This is a genomic window from Trichococcus sp. ES5 (assembly GCF_900067165.1).
In the GTDB taxonomy this organism is placed as follows: domain Bacteria; phylum Bacillota; class Bacilli; order Lactobacillales; family Aerococcaceae; genus Trichococcus; species Trichococcus flocculiformis.
On record NZ_FJND01000001.1, the window covers coordinates 38,794 to 58,773 of the forward strand.

The 19,980-nt window shown below is 48.5% G+C and carries 20 protein-coding genes; 7 read left to right on the forward strand and 13 right to left on the reverse strand.

The genetic code is table 11. The features are described from left to right. Positions 1-44: 44 nt before the first annotated feature. From TES5_RS00135 to coaA, 6 genes are all read right to left on the reverse strand, one after another. Positions 45-986 (reverse strand): alpha/beta hydrolase, encoded by a 942-nt coding sequence (locus TES5_RS00135; RefSeq protein WP_068558469.1) that lies wholly within the window; start codon positions 984-986, stop codon positions 45-47. A gap of 130 nt (positions 987-1,116) precedes the next feature. Further along, positions 1,117-2,061: a metal ABC transporter substrate-binding protein gene (locus tag TES5_RS00140; protein WP_068558472.1), complete on the reverse strand. Its 945-nt coding sequence runs from the start codon at positions 2,059-2,061 to the stop codon at positions 1,117-1,119. Position 2,062: 1 nt separating this feature from the next. Continuing rightward, positions 2,063-2,908 (reverse strand): metal ABC transporter permease, encoded by an 846-nt coding sequence (locus TES5_RS00145; protein WP_068558473.1) that lies wholly within the window; start codon positions 2,906-2,908, stop codon positions 2,063-2,065. Then, positions 2,898-3,647 carry a metal ABC transporter ATP-binding protein gene (locus TES5_RS00150; RefSeq protein WP_068558474.1) on the reverse strand — a complete coding sequence of 250 codons (750 nt, stop codon included), beginning with the start codon at positions 3,645-3,647 and terminating at the stop codon, positions 2,898-2,900. Before TES5_RS00150 ends, TES5_RS00145 begins: the two co-directional genes overlap by 11 nt. Before the next feature lie 328 nt (positions 3,648-3,975). Continuing rightward, positions 3,976-5,529 carry a glutamine-hydrolyzing GMP synthase gene (guaA, locus tag TES5_RS00155; RefSeq protein ID WP_068558475.1) on the reverse strand — a complete coding sequence of 518 codons (1,554 nt, stop codon included), beginning with the start codon at positions 5,527-5,529 and terminating at the stop codon, positions 3,976-3,978. Between the two features lie 21 nt (positions 5,530-5,550). Further along, on the reverse strand, positions 5,551-6,474 hold the full coding sequence (coaA, locus tag TES5_RS00160; RefSeq protein WP_068558478.1) for a type I pantothenate kinase: 924 nt from the start codon (positions 6,472-6,474) through the stop codon (positions 5,551-5,553). Between the two features lie 359 nt (positions 6,475-6,833). Between coaA and mvk the strand changes: the two genes are divergently transcribed. The 4 genes from mvk to fni are packed head-to-tail and all read left to right on the forward strand — an operon-like array spanning position 6,834 to position 10,990. After that, positions 6,834-7,787 carry a mevalonate kinase gene (gene mvk, locus TES5_RS00165; RefSeq protein WP_068558480.1) on the forward strand — a complete coding sequence of 318 codons (954 nt, stop codon included), beginning with the start codon at positions 6,834-6,836 and terminating at the stop codon, positions 7,785-7,787. Then, positions 7,780-8,787: a diphosphomevalonate decarboxylase gene (mvaD, locus tag TES5_RS00170; protein WP_068558481.1), complete on the forward strand. Its 1,008-nt coding sequence runs from the start codon at positions 7,780-7,782 to the stop codon at positions 8,785-8,787. The genes mvk and mvaD overlap by 8 nt, the downstream gene beginning before the upstream one ends. Before the next feature lie 23 nt (positions 8,788-8,810). Continuing rightward, entirely contained in the window at positions 8,811-9,926 is a 1,116-nt protein-coding gene (locus TES5_RS00175; protein ID WP_068558483.1) for a phosphomevalonate kinase, read from the forward strand. Further along, complete coding sequence (gene fni, locus TES5_RS00180; protein WP_068558484.1) at positions 9,923-10,990, forward strand: type 2 isopentenyl-diphosphate Delta-isomerase; 1,068 nt, start codon at positions 9,923-9,925, stop codon at positions 10,988-10,990. The genes TES5_RS00175 and fni overlap by 4 nt, the downstream gene beginning before the upstream one ends. 342 nt (positions 10,991-11,332) lie before the next feature. Here fni and trpX read toward each other — a convergent pair whose 3' ends face one another. The 3 genes from trpX to TES5_RS00195 all read right to left on the reverse strand — a co-directional run bounded on the left by trpX (position 11,333) and on the right by TES5_RS00195 (position 13,766). Then, positions 11,333-12,355, reverse strand: coding sequence for a tryptophan ABC transporter substrate-binding protein (trpX, locus tag TES5_RS00185; RefSeq protein ID WP_178137779.1), 1,023 nt, complete (start codon positions 12,353-12,355; stop codon positions 11,333-11,335). Between the two features lie 390 nt (positions 12,356-12,745). After that, entirely contained in the window at positions 12,746-13,069 is a 324-nt protein-coding gene (locus tag TES5_RS00190) for an AzlD domain-containing protein (protein ID WP_068558489.1), read from the reverse strand. After that, a complete protein-coding gene (locus tag TES5_RS00195) occupies positions 13,062-13,766 on the reverse strand; it encodes an AzlC family ABC transporter permease (protein ID WP_068558492.1) in 705 nt (234 codons plus the stop codon). The genes TES5_RS00190 and TES5_RS00195 overlap by 8 nt, the downstream gene beginning before the upstream one ends. A gap of 168 nt (positions 13,767-13,934) precedes the next feature. Here TES5_RS00195 and TES5_RS00200 point away from each other — a divergent pair, with 168 nt between their 5' ends. Continuing rightward, positions 13,935-14,639: an MgtC/SapB family protein gene (locus TES5_RS00200; protein ID WP_068558496.1), complete on the forward strand. Its 705-nt coding sequence runs from the start codon at positions 13,935-13,937 to the stop codon at positions 14,637-14,639. A gap of 323 nt (positions 14,640-14,962) precedes the next feature. Here TES5_RS00200 and TES5_RS00205 read toward each other — a convergent pair whose 3' ends face one another. Both TES5_RS00205 and rpiA read right to left on the reverse strand, forming a co-directional pair. Continuing rightward, positions 14,963-16,264, reverse strand: coding sequence for a pyrimidine-nucleoside phosphorylase (locus TES5_RS00205; protein ID WP_068558498.1), 1,302 nt, complete (start codon positions 16,262-16,264; stop codon positions 14,963-14,965). Positions 16,265-16,344: 80 nt separating this feature from the next. After that, on the reverse strand, positions 16,345-17,022 hold the full coding sequence (gene rpiA, locus TES5_RS00210; RefSeq protein ID WP_068558501.1) for a ribose-5-phosphate isomerase RpiA: 678 nt from the start codon (positions 17,020-17,022) through the stop codon (positions 16,345-16,347). A 199-nt stretch (positions 17,023-17,221) separates the two neighbouring features. Between rpiA and TES5_RS00215 the strand changes: the two genes are divergently transcribed. Beyond that, positions 17,222-17,902 carry a serine dehydratase beta chain gene (locus TES5_RS00215; RefSeq protein WP_068558504.1) on the forward strand — a complete coding sequence of 227 codons (681 nt, stop codon included), beginning with the start codon at positions 17,222-17,224 and terminating at the stop codon, positions 17,900-17,902. 18 nt (positions 17,903-17,920) lie between these two features. Then, the gene (gene sdaAA, locus TES5_RS00220; protein ID WP_068558507.1) at positions 17,921-18,859 is read left to right on the forward strand and encodes an L-serine ammonia-lyase, iron-sulfur-dependent, subunit alpha; all 939 of its coding nucleotides are present in this window, start codon (positions 17,921-17,923) and stop codon (positions 18,857-18,859) included. A gap of 167 nt (positions 18,860-19,026) precedes the next feature. Here sdaAA and TES5_RS00225 read toward each other — a convergent pair whose 3' ends face one another. Next, on the reverse strand, positions 19,027-19,404 hold the full coding sequence (locus TES5_RS00225) for a Rid family detoxifying hydrolase (protein WP_068558514.1): 378 nt from the start codon (positions 19,402-19,404) through the stop codon (positions 19,027-19,029). Positions 19,405-19,538: 134 nt separating this feature from the next. Beyond that, positions 19,539-19,886, reverse strand: coding sequence for a cyclophilin-like fold protein (locus TES5_RS00230; RefSeq protein WP_068558516.1), 348 nt, complete (start codon positions 19,884-19,886; stop codon positions 19,539-19,541). Positions 19,887-19,980 lie beyond the last annotated feature (94 nt).

Sequence of the window (19,980 nt, forward strand, 5' to 3'; positions counted from 1 at the left end):
TTATTTTCAGGATAAGTAGGTAAGCTTCATTCATTTTGCGCAAGTCACACAGCTTGCAGGCGAGCACTAATCCACTCGATTATGTCTTGCGCTACTTCATCTTTGTTCATCTCGTTCAGCAGTTCATGGCGGGCACCCTCATATAGTTTGCAGCTTACATTCAGAAGGCCGGCTTGTTGATAGGTCTTGCATATTTGGACGATGCCTTTTCCGGCCTTGCCTCCAACCGGATCAGCGGTGCCTGAAATGAAGTGCAGCGGCAGGTTCTTCGGTATCGATTGAACATTCGCAGCATCATTCATGGCCAGTAATCCGCTGAAGAAATCATGGAAATAACCGGCCGAACCGATCTTTCCGCGCAAAGGATCCGCCAGAAATTTATCCACTTCTGCCTCGTCCCGGCTGAGCCAGTCCAAATCCGTCCGGGCGGGTTTGAAGCCCCGATTGAAGTTTTGGAAAACCAGTTTATCCAGCAACTGACTTGGATGAGCACGACCGTTCCTTTTGATTTCCAATGCTGCCACGATTGTCCCCAGCTTCAGCACCCCCTTCGAAAACACTCCAGAACCTGACAGAACTGCGCCGGCAAGATCGTCCCCGTACAGCTGGATATAGCGTCTGGTCAACATCGAACCCATGCTGTGACCGAAAAGGAACAGCGGAATGTCGGGGTTTTCTGATTGGATGTTTTCAGTCAGCGCGCGCATATCCGCGACGACCTTATCGAATCCAGCCTCATCCGCAAAACAGATCGCTTCACCAATATTCCCGTTCGTTTTGCCATGGCCGCGGTGATCGTTTCCGTAGACGACGATCCCTGCTTCCGCCAGTTTGCTTGCAAAAACATCATAGCGTCCGATATGTTCTGCGTAACCATGCGCAAGTTGGACGGCGGCTTTCGGTTTCTGAAGAACTTCCGGCGACCATTTCATCGCGAAGATTTCCGTTCCGTCTATTGATTGGAAAGTGAATGATGTTGCTGTCATGAGTGGACCCCTCTTCTGGTATCAAGTTATACAGATGGTTCATAAGCATGGATACCGCTATACTTTTCTCCAATTTAGCGATACCGGTTCAAAATGTCAAGCATCACAACAGCAGGGTAACGAATCGCTTTTATTGGCTCAATCCTTCATGGATCTTTTCTACATTCCATTTCATCATCTCGTAATAGCTGTCGCCGTCTTCTCCTTCTTCCGCAACGGAATCCGTGAACAGATTGCTGTAAACGGGAAGATCCACCTCATTTGCTAATCGTTCCATGCTTCGGGGATCTACGCTCGTCTCCACAAAGAGAACCGGAACTTCAGAATCCCGGACTTTTTCAATGATTTGCTTCATCTGATCAGGCGTCCCTTGACTCTCTGTATTGATTTCCCAAATATAGGCAGCTTGCAGTCCGTAAGCTTTAGAGAAATACTTGAAAGCTCCTTCGCTCGTCACCAACAGTTTCTTTTTCTCGGGGATATCCGCGAATTTTTTTTTCGCTTTGCTGTCCAGTTCCGTCAAATCGGCAATGTAAGCATCCGCGTTTTTTTCATAGGCTGTTTTATTTTCAGGATCTTTCTCGCTCATGACGCGCGTGATTTCGGTGATGTACCGAATGCCATTTGAAATATCCAGCCAGGCATGCGGATCTTGTTGCGAACTGTTTCCCGCCAGATACAGCGGTTCGACATTTTTACTGACAACGAAGTAATCCTCATCTTCCGCCTTGCCAGCGGTTTCCATCAATTTGTCAAACCAGCCATTGCCGGTTTCCAAATTCAATCCGTTGTAGAACACGACATCGGCTTCGCTGGCTTTTCGAATGTCTTCCGGTAAGGGTTCGTATTCGTGCGGATCGGTCCCGACAGGCACGATACTGTGTGCATCGATCAAATTCCCTCCAATTTTTTCTACCATGTCGCCGATAATGGAATTGGTGGAGACCACTTTAAGCTTGGCTTCTGATGTGTCTGTTGCATCCGCACTGCCTTTATCATCATCCGGAAAATTTCCGCATCCTCCCAACATACCTACAAAAAGCACTGCAGCAAGCAGCAATAGTTTATTCTTCATATTATAAATTCTCCTTTCTTAATTGAGCGATAAGGCCTTTTTTTGGTGCAAAAATAAATGCCACAATGAAAAATACAGCTGCTGCCATGACGATCGTCGCCCCGGACGGCAAGTTGTAACTGTAGCTGAAGTAAAGCCCCACGATCGAACTGAGGGTTCCAAATACTGTCGAGAGGACAATCATAACGAGCAATTTATCGGTCAGTTGGTAGGCTGTCGCAGCCGGTGTGATCAGCATTGCGATCACCAGAATCGTCCCGACTGTCTGCAGCGAAGTCACCGCCACAAGTGTCAGCAAAAACATCAACCCATAGTTGATGGCACTGATGTTCCAACCATATGATTTTGCAATCGTCGGCGCAAAAGAAGTCAGTTTGAGTTGTTTATAGAATAGCGGCACTGCTATCAAGACGATGACAAGCACGGCTGCTGTCAACAACATATCCGAATCCCGAACTGCCAGCACATTCCCGAAGAGGATGTGATACAAATCCGTGGAGCTTCTGGCGAAGGAAATCAAGATGATCCCTAGAGCAAAAAAGGCGCTGAATACGATTCCGATTGCCGTATCGTTTTTTAAACGACTGTGTTTCGTGACAAAACCAATGAGAGCAGCTGACGCCATCCCAAAAATCGTGGCCCCGATGATATAGCTGCTCCCCAGCATGTAAGATAGCGCCACTCCCGGTAATACTGCGTGCGAGATGGCGTCCCCCATCAAAGACATTCCCCGCAGGATGATGAAGGAACCGATGATTCCGGCAGATATCCCGACCATGACGGAAGTAATCAAAGCGTTCTGCAGGAATTGGAAATCCAAGAGTCCTTGAATGAATTCATTTAACATTTGTTCCACCTCCTAGACTGATCATTTCGGAAATCGCTTCCCCATAAGCCCTTCCCATATTATTGGCAGTAAATACCTCGGAAACTGTACCAAAGGCAACCACTTCTTTATTGATCAGGACAATATCATCAAAATACGACTGTACTTTATGCAAATCATGATGCACGATCACGATTGATTTGCCTTCATCGCGAAGTTGTTTCAACAGCTCAATGATGATTTTCTCACTGGTGGCATCAATCCCGGCAAAAGGTTCATCAAGCAGCAACCATTCAGCTTCCTGCGCCAACGCTCGCGCAATGAACACGCGCTGCAGCTGTCCACCGGATAATTCACTGATGTGCCGATCTTTAAAAGCTGCCATACCGACTTTCTCTAAAGCCTTCAATGCCAAATCCTTTTCTTTTTGTTTTGGTCTCTGGAAAAAACCTAATTTGGCGTAGGTGCCAAATAGCACGGTTCCGAAAACATCTATCGGAAATGAGAGGTCGATTTCTTGTCTTTGTTCGACATAAGCTATCTTGTTTATCATGTCTTTCAGCGGTTTGCCGTAAAGACTTACGGCTCCAGTATTTAAAGGCGTCAAGCCCATGATCCCTTTCAATAAGGTTGATTTCCCGGCTCCATTTGGTCCTACAATCCCTGTTAATTTGTTCGGCTCAAACGCAAGCGTTGCATTCTTGATTGCAGATTGCCCTTGATAGGCTATGTTCATATTTTGGATTGTTAAATTTTCCATGATGTGTTGTTCCTTTCTCGTTTCATTACTTTATGGTTTCTGAATTTGTGCTGAGCATCCCACAACACATAAGGTTTATTTAAACATATTATTAGGCATGCCTAACTTTTGGTTTAAGTTTAGCTTATTTAATCCAAGTAATCAAGTATTTCTCATTTCCCACATGCCTGTTCTTAAGCTGCTTTCGTATAAATGCAAAAAAAATCACCTTTTTAGGTCATATACATGAATGAAGTTCATTCATATAACAACTTAAAAAGATGATTTGTGTTTTATTACACCATACAGCCCGTCAAATTAATATTTTCAGAGTTCTATATGTGAAAGTTTATTCCCACTCGATGGTCGATGGTGGCTTGCTCGTAATGTCGTACACTATGCGGTTGACGTGCTTCACTTCATTTACGATGCGTCGGGAAATTTTGTCCAGAACATCGTAAGGGATGCGTGCCCAGTCGGACGTCATGCCATCGATGGATGTCACGGCGCGGATACCGATTGTGTAGTCATACGTACGGCCATCGCCCATTACGCCTACGCTGCGGAAGCCTGGCAGGACTGTAAAATATTGCCATACATCGCGGTCCAAACCAGCATTCGCGATTTCTTCGCGCAGGATGTAGTCAGATTCGCGGACGATTTCTAATTTTTCTTCGGTGATTTCGCCGATGACGCGGATACCCAAACCAGGGCCTGGGAAAGGTTGGCGCCAAACGATGCTGTCAGGCATGCCAAGCTGTGTTCCCAATTCGCGGACTTCATCTTTGAACAATGTGTTCAATGGTTCGATCAATTTGAATTGCATATCTTCAGGCAGTCCGCCTACGTTGTGGTGGGACTTGATTGTTTGGGCAGTCTCGGTTCCACTTTCGATCACGTCGGTGTAAAGCGTTCCTTGCGCCAAGAAGTCGATGCCTTGCAATTTCGTCGCTTCATCGTCGAAGACGTAAACGAATTCGTTACCGATGATTTTACGTTTTTGTTCCGGATCGCTGACGCCTGCCAGTTTGTCCATGAAACGTTTTTTCGCATCAACGCGGATGATGTTCAAGCCGAATTTGCCTACAAGGCTTTCCATAACTTGATCGCCTTCGCCTTTGCGCAACAATCCGTGGTCAACAAAAATACAAGTCAATTGCGAGCCGATTGCTTTGTGCAGCAATACGCCGACTACGCTTGAATCAACCCCGCCGGAAAGTCCCAACAAAACTTTTTTGTCGCCGACAGTTTCTCTGATTTTTTTTGTTTCGATTTCGATGAAGTTGGCGATCGACCAGTCTCCTGAGCAACCGCAGACTCCGAAGGCGAAGTTCTTCAACATTTCGTTTCCGTGTACAGAGTGCTGTACTTCCGGGTGAAATTGAACGCCATAGAATTTTTCTGCTGCATTAGCGAAAGCTGCGACCGGACAAGTGTCGTTTTTGGCAATCACTTTGAATCCGGCAGGGATTTCCGTGATTTTGTCACCATGACTCATCCAGACAGACTCGATATCTGCAAGGCCTTTGAACATCGGCGAATCCAAATCAAGGATTTGGATGTCGGAACGTCCGTATTCTCTTTCATCAGCAGGAATGACTTTTCCACCGAAATGATCGGTCATCAGTTGCATGCCGTAGCAAATGCCTAATACCGGAATGCCCATGTCGAAAATGGCTGGATCGACTTTGAAAGCATCGTCTTCATAGACGCTGTTTGGGCCGCCGGAGAAAATGACCCCCTTGACGTTCCCCATCGCTTTGATATCTTCAGCAGTTGTGCGGTGTGAAACCAACTCTGAGAATACGCCGAATTCACGGATGCGTCGTGTAATCAATTGGTTGTATTGACTGCCGAAATCCAGTACGACGATTTTTTCCAACTCGGTAAATTGCTCTATCATCTAATAATCGCTCCAATTTCCTTAATATTTTTTTATGTACAATTCATCAATAAAGTGATTAGTTGTTTTATGAATCACTAAATTTGCCCGTGTGATTGTGGGATAGATATACTCCCGAAGGTTCTTGAGGTTGACTCTTTTCCAGACGCCTCTGGCCATCTCGATTGCGTCTTCCCTTTTGCCGATCGCATAGTTGTAATAATAATTGTCCGGCTGATCGATCGCCAGGTCCATCAGCATTTCGAAACGTTCGATGTACCATTTTTCGATCATTTCTTCTTCAGCATCCACATAAATGGAGAAGTCAAAGAAGTCACTGACATAAATCTGTTGATTGCTGGGCAGCTGCAGCACGTTGATCCCTTCCACAATCAGGATGTCCGGATGATTCACTTCTTCATACTCACCAGCAACAATGTCATAAATACGGTGGGAATAGACTGGAAACCGGACATTCGGCTTGCCTGTCTTCACATCCAACAGGAATTGCACCAAATTCTCCATATCGTAGCTTTCCGGAAATCCTTTGCGATCCATGATGTTGCGTTCCCTCAGTATCCGGTTCGGATACAGAAAACCGTCTGTTGTCATCAATTCGACAGCTTTTGTGGGATAAGCCCGCTTCAAAAGGTTCTGCAGAACACGCGCTGTCGTGCTTTTACCGACTGCAACGCTGCCCGTTACGCCGATAATAAGCGGGGACGGTTCATAGGATCTGCCAAGAAATCTGCTTTTATCCCGCTGAAGATTCCGGTACTGTTGCAAGTAAATATCGAACATATGCACCAATGGCACATAGACATCCTTAACATCTTCCAATGAGAGCCTATCATTCAATGATGTCAATTCCTTCAGTTCCTCTTCCGTGATTGTCGGAATGGAATCTTGATGAAAAGTTTGCCATTCTTCACGATGGATTTCGTAGTAGTTTCTATCTTCTATCATAGCTTTTCCCTTCTGGAAATAATCAAACTTTTGGTAATTGTATCACACTTTTCTGAAAATTTAACCCCCATCAAATACGAACATTTAATTTTAATCGAAACCTAATCTTTGTATTCTGCAATGCGATAGCTTTTTAAGTTTCCATAAAATCCCGAATAATTGATTTACTTTATAATTTTGCTCCGATACAATGAAAACGATAATAGAAAATAGCGGAAAATATGTGCTGAATTTGTCGTCGTTACACATGCGGCACCTTCACAAATCCAAAAGTTTCGACTGAATAATGGCGATTTGCCAAATTCATGTACAGCAAGCATAATAGAAGATGCGTAAGAATCAGTAAAGGACGATACTCTATGACAAACACACGTTGCTCAACCGGAACATCGCACGGCAAAATTATCCTGATGGGTGAACACGCTGTCGTACACGGAGAGCCCTCCATCGCACTACCCTTTCCGGCAGTCGAAATGACCGCGACCGTATGCGAAGCGGAAGGTCCCTTGACCATTGATTGTTCCTATTATAACGGCATCGCTGCAGAAATGCCCGAAATCTTGGAAAGCATGCGGACAGCGATCCAATCGGCATTGGCCGAACTGCATGTTTCGGATGAAAACCTGGCGATTTCGCTCGCGAGCACCATCCCGGCTGAAAGAGGCATGGGTTCCAGCGCTGCCGTGTCAGTGGCCTTGACCCGCGCCCTTTTCGCCTACTTCGATAAGCCGTTGGACGAAGCTACCCTGCTCCGGCTCGTCAATATATCCGAAAAAGTTGCACACGGAAACCCCAGCGGTCTGGATGCCGCCACGGCAAGCGGCGACGCACCGCTCTATTACATAAAAGGTCAGCCTTTCGAAGCTTTCCCTTTGAACCTGAAGGCTTATTTGATAGTCGGCGATACCGGTGTGACCGGCCAAACAAAGGAAGCAGTATCCAGCATCGCAGCGAAACTGAATGGAAAAAATCCGCAACCATACCGGGACGCCATCTCCCGATTGGGCACTTTTGCTCTAACAGCAAAATCCGCGATCGAGGCAAATGATCCGTCACAATTGGGGGAATTGATGAACCAGGCCCATGCAGTCTTGTCTTTTCTGGACGTATCCAGCCCTGATCTGGACAGGCTCGTTTCAGCAGCCCGGTCTTCAGGAGCGCTGGGCGCCAAATTAACAGGCGGCGGCCGCGGCGGTTGCATGATTGCTTTGGCCAGAACGCGCTCAGAAGCGGAAAAAATTGAAGATGCTATCCGTCAAGCCGGTGCGATCCGGACTTGGATCTATCAAATGGGAGGAACTGAAGATGCCTAATCAAGCTTATGTCCGAGCGCACACTAACATCGCGCTGATCAAATATTGGGGGAAGCGGGACGAAACCGACTTTCTGCCTATGAACAGCAGCCTTTCCATGACCTTGGACAAACTATACACGGATACAATGGTCGTCTTCGATGATTCGTTCGCACAGGATTCCTTCTATCTGAACGGCGAGAAGCAAGGCGAAAAAGAAACCAAAAAAATCTCCAAATTCCTTGATCTGTTCCGGCAAGAAAAAAAGACAGCCATGCGTGCGCGCGTTGAAAGCATCAATCACGTCCCTACCGCAGCCGGCTTGGCTTCATCAGCCTCCGCGTTCGCCGCTTTGGCAGGAGCTGCCAACCTGGCACTGGGTCTTGATCTGGTTCCGCAGCGATTGTCGACTTTCGCAAGACGCGGCAGCGGCAGTGCGACCCGCAGCATATTCGGAGGATTTGTGGAGTGGGATATGGGGACTTGTTCCGACGATTCCTTCGCAGTCCCGGTCGACGATGCCAGCTGGGATATCGGCATGGTCATTGTGGCGGTCAACCAGAAAGCGAAAGAAGTCTCCAGCCGCATCGGCATGAAACATACGGTCGAAACTTCGCCCTTCTATCCTGCTTGGGTGGAATCGGCAAAAAAAGATATCCAAGACATCAAAGCAGCCATCGCCGCGAAGGATTTCATCCGCTTGGGCGAAATCACCGAAGCGAACGGCATGAAAATGCATGGAACCATGTTAGGAGCCGAACCGCCATTTTCCTATTGGGAACCTGACAGCATTGTCGCCATCAAGACAGCACAAACTTTGCGCAAACAAGGCATTCCTTGCTATGTCACGATGGATGCCGGTCCGAATGTGAAGGTTCTTTGCCGCCTTTCGCAAGCCGAAACGATAAAAGAAGCGTTGTTGGAACATTTCACAGAGGATAAATTGATCATCACCAAGCCCGGAAAGGGAATCCGGGAATTGACTGCAACCGAACGCGCTGTCTACAATTGGAACGACTAACAGGAACAGAGAGGGTTGAATTCATGACTGTAACAGAAGCAAGTGCTCCGGGTAAATTGTTCATTGCCGGAGAATATGCGGTAGTGACGCCGGGCCACCCATCGATTTTGGTCGCTTTGGATCAGTTCATTACGGTTTCTTTGGAGGAGGCCGATACGACCGGGACGATCAGGTCGGCACAGTACGGCGGATTGCCGATACCTTGGACCCGTGAAGAAGATCAGTTGGTCATCGACCAGCGCGAAAATCCTTTCCTCTACATTACCGAGGCGGTTAAGGTGACGGAACGCTTTATCAAAGAATCCGGAATTCCGTTATCTTACTTCCATCTCTCTGTGAAGAGCGAATTGGACAACGCCAGTGGGAAAAAATACGGGCTTGGATCGAGCGGCGCAGTGACGGTCGCGACCATCAAAGCATTGCTGAAATTTTATGCGATCGATCCGGAATTCGAATTGGTCTACAAGCTGGCATCCTTGGCGCATTTGTCCGTCAAAAGCAACGGTTCCTTCGGCGACATCGCGGCAAGTACCTACGGCGGATGGATTGCCTATGCCTGTTTCGACAGGGAATGTGTAATGCAGAAGGCAAACGAGCTGACGCTCACCGAGTTGTTGAAGACTGAATGGCCGCAGTTGATGATCCGGCCATTGACACCACCAGCCAATCTGCGGTTGGTGATCGGCTGGACCGGCTCGCCGGCTTCCACCACCCACCTTGTCGATCGCGTCAACGATGTCCGTGGCGGCATCGACGATTATTACAAAACTTTCCTGGGAGCCAGCAAAACGTGCGTGAATGCTATGATAGTAGCTTTCGAACAGGGCGATCTGCAGGCGATTCAGGCAGGCATCCGGGAGAACCGCCTGCTGCTGAAGCAGTTGACTGCGCACACCGGCGTCGTCATTGAGACACCCCCATTGACGCAATTATGCGATTTGGCCGAGAAAAACCTAGGTGCGGCAAAATCATCCGGTGCCGGTGGCGGAGACTGCGGCATCGTCATCATCGACAGACAATCGGGCATCATCCCTTTGATTTCGGAATGGGAAAAAGTCGGAATCATGAACTTGCCGCTGCATGTATTCAAGTACGGACGCGCCGCCGCACCCCTCGAATGGAAAGGAGCATTAGAATGACGCTTGATTCAAACAGAAAAGACCAACACGTCGATCTGGCCGAAAAACAATATCAACCAGCCGATCTTTCCGATTTCGGGAAGATGCGCTTCGTTCATCACTCTCTGCCCAATCTGAAAGTGGCGGATATCTCCCTTCAGACTGAGATGGCCGGCATGAGTCTGGCTGCGCCCTTCTACATCAACGGCATGACCGGCGGCAGCGAACGAACAAAACAGATCAATGCCGATCTGGCCGCGGTCGCAAAAATGACCGGCTTGGCGATGGCTTCCGGGTCCGTCAGCGCAGCCTTGAAGGATCCCAGCGTAAGCGACAGCTTTTCGGTCATCCGCAAGGTAAATCCGAACGGACAGATATTCGCGAATATCGGCGCCCACCATTCGCTCGAAAATGCCAAGCGCGCCGTCGATATTCTGGAAGCCGATGCTTTGCAGATCCACATCAATGTACCGCAGGAAATGATCATGCCGGAAGGCGACCGCGATTTCACGATGTGGCTGCGCCAGATCGAGGAAATCAGCGCCCATATCGGTGTCCCCGTCATCGTGAAGGAAGTCGGTTTCGGTATGAGCCGGGAAACGATCGGACAGCTGATTGACGTTGGTGTCCATACCATTGATGTCTCCGGCAAAGGCGGCACGAACTTTGCAGCGATTGAAAACGCAAGACGTACAGCGATTACCTATGACGATTTGGAAAATTGGGGCCAGTCGACTGTTATTTCGTTGCTGGAAGCCTCTTCGCATCGAGGGAAAGCGGAATTTATCGCATCCGGCGGCATCAAAACACCGTTGGATATCGTCAAAGCGCTGAGCTTGGGTGCAAAAGCAGCTGGACTTTCCGGTCAATTCCTGCATATGGTCCTGAACGATGGACCGGAAAAGACGGCCGAAACGATTGCAGCCTGGAAGCAACAGATCACGACAGTGATGGCCATGCTGGGCAAAACGTCGGTTGCCGATCTGGCTCGGACAGACCTTATTTTCCAACGGGACATCCTCGACTGGTGCGACATGCGCGGGATCGACTACCGACAGTACGCCAATCGTTCAGTGCAAAGTTGAATATAATACGAATGCGCCAGCGACCGGTAGAGTGACACCGTTTGCTGGCGCGTTTTTATTTTATTTGTATAGCCGATTTTCTGGACAGAATCCTTATGATGTCAGGTGTTACGTAAGCATTGGGGAACGTTAAGTCGACAGTTTGACCACCCGTCAGGTGTACGACCTGCATTTCAGTTCCGAAACCCGACAGATGGCACTTCTGTCGGGCGTACGCCCGGGATGGGTTTCCAAACTATCGAGAGATTCCGCATCTGTCGACAAAATGATTACCAGAAATCACAAAAAACCCGACTGATAAGGCCCATCCGCAGTTGGATGAGCCTTTTCCCTAAACAATTATTATTCAGCCAATTCCACAAACACCGCATCGGCCTTGATTTCTTCCGGAATCGTCAAGCCCAGTTCGTCGACTTTAGCCTGGTTGATGTAAACGGAATTCTCTTTGACCAGTTGGACCGGATAAGTCGCCGGATCCGCGCCTTTCAGGATGTCGATCGCGATTTGGCCGATTTGCGTACCCATGCCGTATTGGCTAGGTGCAAAGGTTGCAACGCCGCCATCTTTCACCATCGTGTCAGCCGCCGGGAAAACCGGGATACCGAACGCATCGGCCGCGTCCACCAAGGTCGCCATTCCACTCGCGATAACATTATCATTCGGTACATAGATTGCGTCCACTTCTTTGGCCAGACTTTCCGCCGCTTGGGCGATATCGTTCGAAGTAGTGATCGTTCTTGTGACGACCTCGAAGCCTAATTCCGCTGCCGCTTGCTCGGCGCGTTGGCCTGAGATGATCGCATTGTCTTCGGCAGTCGTATACATGACGCCGATTGTTGTGGCATCCGGCAGGAATTGCTTGATCAATGCCATCTGTTCGTTGGATGGTGTCCGGTTCGATAGCCCTGTTGCATTGCTGCCGGGAACTTCCAACGATTCAACCAATCCGGCGCCGACCGGATCCTGTACTGCGCCAAGGATCACCGGAATCTCATCTGATGCGTTCTTCAATGCTTGCGCGGCAGGTGTCGCAACACCGATCATGATATCCGCGTCATGGCTGACGAAGCTTTCAGCGATCGATTTCATGTTCGCTTGATCGCCTTGCGCATTCTGGAAATCGATGGTGGCATTTTCACCATCGACATAGCCGGCCGCCGCCAACTCATCCAGGATGCCTTCCGTAATCTGATCCAAGGCTGGATGCGTCGTCAACTGCAGGATGCCGATATAGACCTGTTCCTGTTCGCTTTCATTTGCAGCCGCTGAAGAATCATTTTCCGACACTGTGTTTCCGCAAGCAGCCAACAACCCGATCGCCATTACCGAGCTCAATCGCAACATGTTTTTTATCCCATTTCTCATCATCAAAACTCCTCCATTTTTTGAAATTTGATTTTCCGCACACATCCCAATCTGGATCGGCAACGCGTTTTTGGATACAAAAAAACCGCAGAGACCCTAATAGTCTTTGCGGTGTTGGTTTCCTGAATAAGTAAAAGAAGGAAAAATCCGCATAGACGCTAATCCAGACTGAATCTGAGGTTGCATCTATGGACAGCCCTGTCACACGATCAACCTACACTATGCGGCTTTGCCAGCTTATTCCGTTCGTTGCGGTAACTCGCGTGATCGTTTGCATTGCGACTGCCTCCTTTTCCCTTGGGTATGCACCTATCATAATCAACAAACAAAAGTATGTCAACATAATAATGAGAAAACGATGGCGAATACATTAAAAATAAACAATAACAATCAGAGTACCCACACCATCAGGCTGATGCCCACGATGCCGACAATGACGGAGAGAATCATATTTTTCGAATAATAAGCCACCACCGCAGTCACAAGCGACGGCAACAGTTTGGCATTATCCAATATATTCAAGGAAACATTGCCCTCCCAGAAAAAGATATCCGAAGCGATCAATGCCGAAAAGATGGAAACCGGCAGAAGGCTCATCCATTTCTGGAACCAGATCGGAATCCGCGCGTTCTTCAAAGCAACGATAGGGAGCCATCTGGGCAAAAAAGTCACCAATCCGCCACCCAAAATGAGCCAAAATGTTTGGTCATCCACGCAAAATCCCCTCCTTATCGTCTTTTTTGTTCTGCAGATAGAGCCCGAACCCAGAAGCCAATATCGAAGTCAGGACGATGGCGATGTTATGGCGCAGCAAGTTCATCAGCACGACCGCCGTGATGCCGGAAAATACCGCCGTCCAGAACACGATGCGGTTCTCGATTTGGGAAATGAGCAGAAAAATGAACATCGCAATCAGGATGTAGTTCATCACAACCGGCGACAAAGCGATGCTCTTTCCGGCCATCGCGCCTATTCCCGTGCTAATAATCCAAGTTGAATAGGCCGTCACATTCGCGGCTATTGCTTTCGTCGGATTCCACATGCCATCGGTTTTGAAATACAACGTGTTGACGGCGAACGATTCATCAGTGATCGTCTGCGCAAAGAATATGCTGAAAGCCGTGCTCTTCTCGCGGATCCGGTGAGCCAGGCTGGAACTCATCAACAAGTGCCTCAGATTGATGAAAAAGATCATGATCACCATTTCCAGTAGCCCTGCCCCCGCCACTGTCATCGAAGCGATCATGAACTGGGAAGCGCCCCCGTAGATGAGCAGGCTCATCAGCATGACCGCCAGCCAATGATAGCCGGCTTGCTGCAGCAAAACTCCGCAAGCCAGGCCCATCGGAATGTAGCCGAAACAAACCGGATAGATGGCTTTCATGCCAGCCAACCATTCTTTTTTCGACATATTGTTCCTCCTCTAATCAAAAATTCATGTTATGTTTCATTTTATCACATGATGAAGCAATATTCGGCGTGATTCTGCACATTTTCAGAAAATCGTCATTTCCTTTTACAGAATACACCGCATCCTTTAAAATGGAGGAAATATACTATTTTGAAAGGAGGAATTACGGTGTACACAATCAGCACATTGGAAATCACATTGCGCTTGCTTGCGGCGGTCTTTGTCGGCGGCGTCATCGGCTATGAACGCGAAGAGAACCGCCAAGCTGCAGGTCTGCGGACGAACATCATCGTGTCCGTGTCCGCCTGCCTCATCACTTTGATCCAGCTCGAAATTGGTTATTACAGCCTGAACTTGGCTATCGCCAATCCGGATATCGCATCCAGCATCACCGTCGACTTCACCCGCATCATCGCCCAGATTGTCAGCGGAATCGGGTTTCTCGGCGCCGGAACGATCCTCATCACCAAACGGGATACGGTTACCGGCCTTACTTCAGCGGCAACCATCTGGACGGTCGCGGGACTCGGAATTGCTGTCGGAATGGGCTACTATTTTCTTTCTGTCATAGGCTGTCTGATACTGTATATAGTCCTGCACATCATCAAGAAAATCAGGACTTCCATAGGCGGGCTCCACGTGGAGGTTCATTACCGGCACCAGGATTTGAAAAAAGTGATTGAATTGTTCCTTTCCGAAAATAATATTGAGACTTCGGACATGAAGTTTCTGATTGAGAATCCGGAGTCCGAGCACCCGAACTACATCGTCATCTATGGGATTGATTTGCCGCATTACTACAAGAAGAAGGATCTGGTGAATGATCTGATGAATATGAGTAAAGACATCACAAACGTGACTTTCGATCAATAGTGAATGGCAAGTATCATGCGGCATCTCAGCTGGAACAGCAAAAGAAGCAACCGGAGCGCGAGTTTCGGTTGCTTCTTTTCATTTATGTTGAAACTTTTTATGGAACTGCCCTGCTCCGGTTAACGCAGGTTTCGCCGGATTTCACCCCACATTCTGCTTGTGTCCTCCGGTGGGGCAGGCTTTGTCGAAGCTGAAGCTGAACATTACCAACTAATTCCGGCGGATGGCCCGTTCGCCGGAGCTGGACACGGTCACAGGCGCCCTCCTCCGTCCAGTCAGAAGACAAAAAGAAGGCCATCCCTTGTTTTGGGACAGCCCTCTCATCAGTCTGTGATGATGCCGTGGATCAAAGTGATTTCTTTTCTTTCGGAGCCGATGGAATAAGCTTCCTGAATCAGCTTTTCGGCCGGGCCAAAATCTGCTTTATTGGCGAACATTCTGACGATTGCTTCACCTTTTTGGACCGGATCGCCGACTTTCTTCAGGATCTTCAACCCGGCTGCCAGATCGATCATGCTTTCTTTCGTGGCACGCCCTGCGCCCAGCAGCATCGCTGCCACGCCGATATCATCCGCAACAATCTCCGTCACATATCCGGATGCTTCGGCCAAAACATCCTGCTGGCGCGAGGCTTGCGGCATCAAGGAATAATCATCCACTACTGCTGGATTCCCTCCTTGAGAGGCGACAAAAACTTTGAATTTCTCCAACGCTTTGCCGTTGCGGAGGTTCTCGGTTACCAATTCGCGGGCTTCAGCCAAATCAGCTGATTTTCCGCCCAGATAGACCATCTGGCTTCCCAATTCGATGCAGAGCGCCTCCAAATCTTTCGGCCCGTTGCCCTTCAATGTTTCGATAGCCACTTCGACTTCCAAGGCGTTCCCGACCGCTACACCCAGCGGCTGGCTCATGTCGGAAATGATCGCCATCGTTTTGCGACCGGCCAAATTGCCGATTTTGACCATGGCGTGGGCAAGTGCCTTAGCATCTTCTTCCGTCTTCATGAACGCGCCGGCTCCCGTTTTCACATCCAGCACAATCGCATCCGCCCCGGCTGCGATTTTTTTGCACATGATCGAACTTGCAATGAGCGGTAACGAGTTAACGGTTCCGGTCACATCCCGGAGCGCATACAATTTCTTGTCCGCTGGGCAAAGATTGCCGGATTGTCCGATAACGGCGACCTTATTTTCATTCACGATGGCAGCAAATTCCTTTTCATCAATTTCAATGTGGAAACCGGGGATCGATTCGAGTTTATCCAGCGTTCCGCCTGTATGCCCGAGTCCGCGTCCGCTCATTTTCGCTACCGGCACACCGCAACTGGCCACCAATGGAGCCAAAACCAGCGTTGTCGTATCGCCGACACCGCCCGTTGAATGCTTATCGACTTTGATGCCTTCAATAGCGGAAAGATCGATATGGTCTCCGGATTCAGCCATAGCCATCGTCAATTCCATCCGTTCCTCATCCGTCATATCCTGAAAAAAGACAGCCATCGCCCATGCGCTCATCTGATAATCAGGGATCGATCCATCTGTGTAGCCAGCGATGATGAAACGGATTTCTTCTTTCGTCAAGGCTTTGCCTTCTTGTTTCTTGATAATTAAATCTACCATTCTCATAGACTTTTCCTCCATCTGAATCTGACTTTTCGAATATCAAACGCAACGCAAATCGTTTTTTTATAGCCTTAAACTGAAGCTTATCTATTTGCCTCGATGACTTTCACGCCGTCTTTTGTCCCGACCAAAACGGTATCCACACAGTCAAGGAACAACCCATGTTCCACGACACCGGTAAGATGGATCAAGTCTTCGGCAAGCGCTCTCGGATCCAGAATTTCGCCCAGATGGAGATCAATGATATTGTTTTTCTCATCAGTCAAATAATTCTCCCCGGTTGCAGTCTTGCGGAATTCCGGATTGTAGCCCTTCTCAGTGAATTTATTGAACAGTTGGACCGATCCGTAGCGGACGACTTCCACCGGCAGGGGAAATGCGCCAAGATGTTTCACCATTTTGCTTTCATCGACGATCCAAATGACTTCTTTTGAATTGTCGGCAACGATTTTTTCGAATAATAAGGCTCCGCCGCCACCCTTGATCCCTTGGAAATCTTCGCTGATTTCATCAGCTCCGTCCACTGTGATGTCGATGTGGGTCACTTCATCCACACTTTTTAATGGAATCCCTAACGATTCAGCCAATTCCTTCGTTTGGATTGAAGTCGTCACCCCGGTGATTGCCAGTCCTTCATCGTTTACACGTCTACCGATTTCTTTGACAAAATAATAAGCAGTCGAGCCCGTTCCCAGACCTACTGTCATACCGTCTTTGATGTATTCTGCAGCTTTTAATCCAACCAGTTCTTTTAGTTCCATTTTCTCACGCGTTCCTTTCAGGATGATGCCATCATTATATCATACGGAAAGGAAGCGTTACTATCTTAGCCAGCGGAAACTCCGTTAGAAAGCCATTAGAATCCGCTAAAAAAGCGAAGCGGTGTTCTGTCATTCCGACAGCCTTTTCGATATAATGAGAAGCAAGCTTTTATCAACCGATAACGAGGAGGAGATCGTCATGAGCCATACATTCAGAAGCATTTTCGATATCATCGGTCCGGTCATGGTCGGTCCTTCCAGTTCGCATACTGCAGGTGCCCTGGCCTTGGGAAAAGCGGCAGCGCAACTGTTCGAGGTCAAACCGAAAAAAGTCACGATCCATTATTACGAATCGTTTGCGGATACCCATCTCGGTCACGGCACTGATTTTGCGATCCTCGGCGGTATTCTTGGTTTTGCGGCAGATGATCCGATGATTCCGCAATCCCTGAAGATGGCCGAATCCCAAAAGATAGCCGTGACCTTCATCGAAGAAATCGGTGACTCTCCTGTTGGCCACCCGAACACAGCCACAATGGTGTTGGAGCGGGACAAGAAAAAAATTTCCGTCACGGGCAGTTCCATCGGAGGCGGCTCGATCGTTCTGATCCATGTCGCGATGAATAACTTTTCGATGCGTCTGGATGCGCATCTGCCTATCTATTTCATCCATCAGAATACGCTCCAATATCATCTTTACAGCGAAGCGGAATGGCAGAATTATTTCGCATTCAAAGGCTATCCACTGAACGATATCCGCATCTTCAGGGAGAGTGATACCGAATGGGTCGTCCTCTATCTGGATACGATCCCCACCAAAGAAATGATCTACGAAATCAACGAACTGCCTTTCATCGAAAAGGCGATACTGATCAGTTAGGAAAGAAGGAATAGCGCTTTGTACAATAAGATTGCAGAATTGGTGAAGGCCGCAGAGGAAAGCGGTAAGCCGATTTCCGAATTGATGCTGCTGCAGGAAATGGCCAAGAGCCACCGGACGCGCGAGGATATTTGGGAACAGATGCGCAACAATTACCACGTCATGAAAGCCGCAGTCGAAAAAGGTTTGGCTGGTGATGGCGTATTTTCCCCCACTGGGTTGACAGGCGGCGAAGCCGTAAAGCTGCGGAACTACCGTCAACGCGGCAACACGCTTTCAGGAGATGACCTGCTGATTGCAGTAGAAAGCGCCATCGCCACCAACGAAGTCAATGCTTCATTGGGAATCATCTGCGCCACCCCTACCGCTGGTTCATCAGGGACTTTGCCCGGTGTGATGTTCGCCATCAAGGACAAACTGGGTCTGACGGAAGAGCAGATGGTCCAGATGCTGTTCTGTGCCAGCGGTTTTGGCATGGTGATCGCAAACAATGCCATGATTGCCGGTGCTGCCGGAGGGTGCCAGGCCGAAGTCGGGAGCGCATCCGGGATGGCTGCCGCTGCGGCCGTCGAAATCGCAGGTGGCACGCCGGAGCAGGCATCGGAAGCGATGGCGATGGCTATCAGCAATCTGCTCGGCCTCGTCTGCGATCCGGTTGCCGGACTGGTCGAGATTCCCTGCGTCAAGCGCAATGCAATCGGTGCGGTCAATGCCCTGATCAGCGCCGATATGGCCTTGGCCGGACTGACGAACAAAATCCCGGCTGACGATGTCATCGAAGCGATGCGCAAAGTCGGAAAAAACCTTCCCGCCTCCCTGCGCGAAACCGGCTTGGGCGGCCTCGCAGCCACCCGCGAAGGCGTCCGCCTCAAAATGATGATCTTCGGCCAGCAACTGGAAATCAAGCCGGAATGGGTCGATGACCAGCCACCGATCAAGGCCAATCCGTTTGAATAGCAGACGTTTCTTTTCTAATTGATTGAGCTGCGATTAACTGTGCTGTATCCGCATAAAAACCAGGAATGTCCAATAACATGAAAGAATCGGACATTCAGAACACAATCCTATCAAATAAAAGAAGAACGGCTATCTCACTCGGAGATAGCCGTTCTTCTTTATTAGTGTTAGTCTTTTGCTGCGATGGCTTCGATTTCGATGACGGCATCTTTCGGTAATGCGGCAACCTGCACCAAAGAACGGGCTGGTTTATGTTCGCCGAAAAATGCAGTGTACGCACCGTTGATGGCGTCGAAATCATTAATGTCCTTCACGAACACATTCACTTTCACGATCGATTCCAACGAGCCACCACCCGCTTTGACGATCGTCAATACATTGTTCAAACTAGCTGTTGTCGCTGCGGCAGGGTCGGTTACAAGTTCTTTCGTTTCCATATCGATCGGCAATTGTCCGGATGAAAAAATAAAGCCATTTTTTCTGGTTCCTTGCGAATAAGGTCCGATCGCTGCGGGCGCTTTATCGGTACTGATGAATTTAGTCAAGAGATTCCCTTCTTTCTTTTAATCTTATTTTAATGATAGCACAACCTTGCGCAGATTGTGAAGCGGAATTTCTTCAACTGACAGTTTGAAAATCGTCTGAGTACGACTACCAAATCAATACATACATACTTATTTCAATCAGAAATTTTGGTAACAGATATTTCCCCTGTCAATTCTTTGATATGTTCTCCTCCTGACATAGCGGTTCCCAAATCATACAATCCCCGATAACGCCCAAAGCTGCCATAATACATGACGATATTCCCCCATGGTTCGAAATAGGCAAGTGTGCCAGCAGGCCCTTCTGCACTTGGAGTGTTACTGATATTCAGTTTTGTTGGCGGATAAAATATTTTTTCGTTGTTCCCATAATTCTCCACCATTATTTCCAAGGGAAGCTGATTATAGAGCGATGCTGCCGCTACACTATTATTTAGCATAAATACAACAGTATGCGCGTTATCTTGAACTTGTATCTGCATTTTAACCCCTCCTGTCTCTGTTACTTTATAACCTTACCTCTTAACCTTAAGATGAAGTCAACCGTTTTCTCCAATAAGGGGCTGCATCAAACTA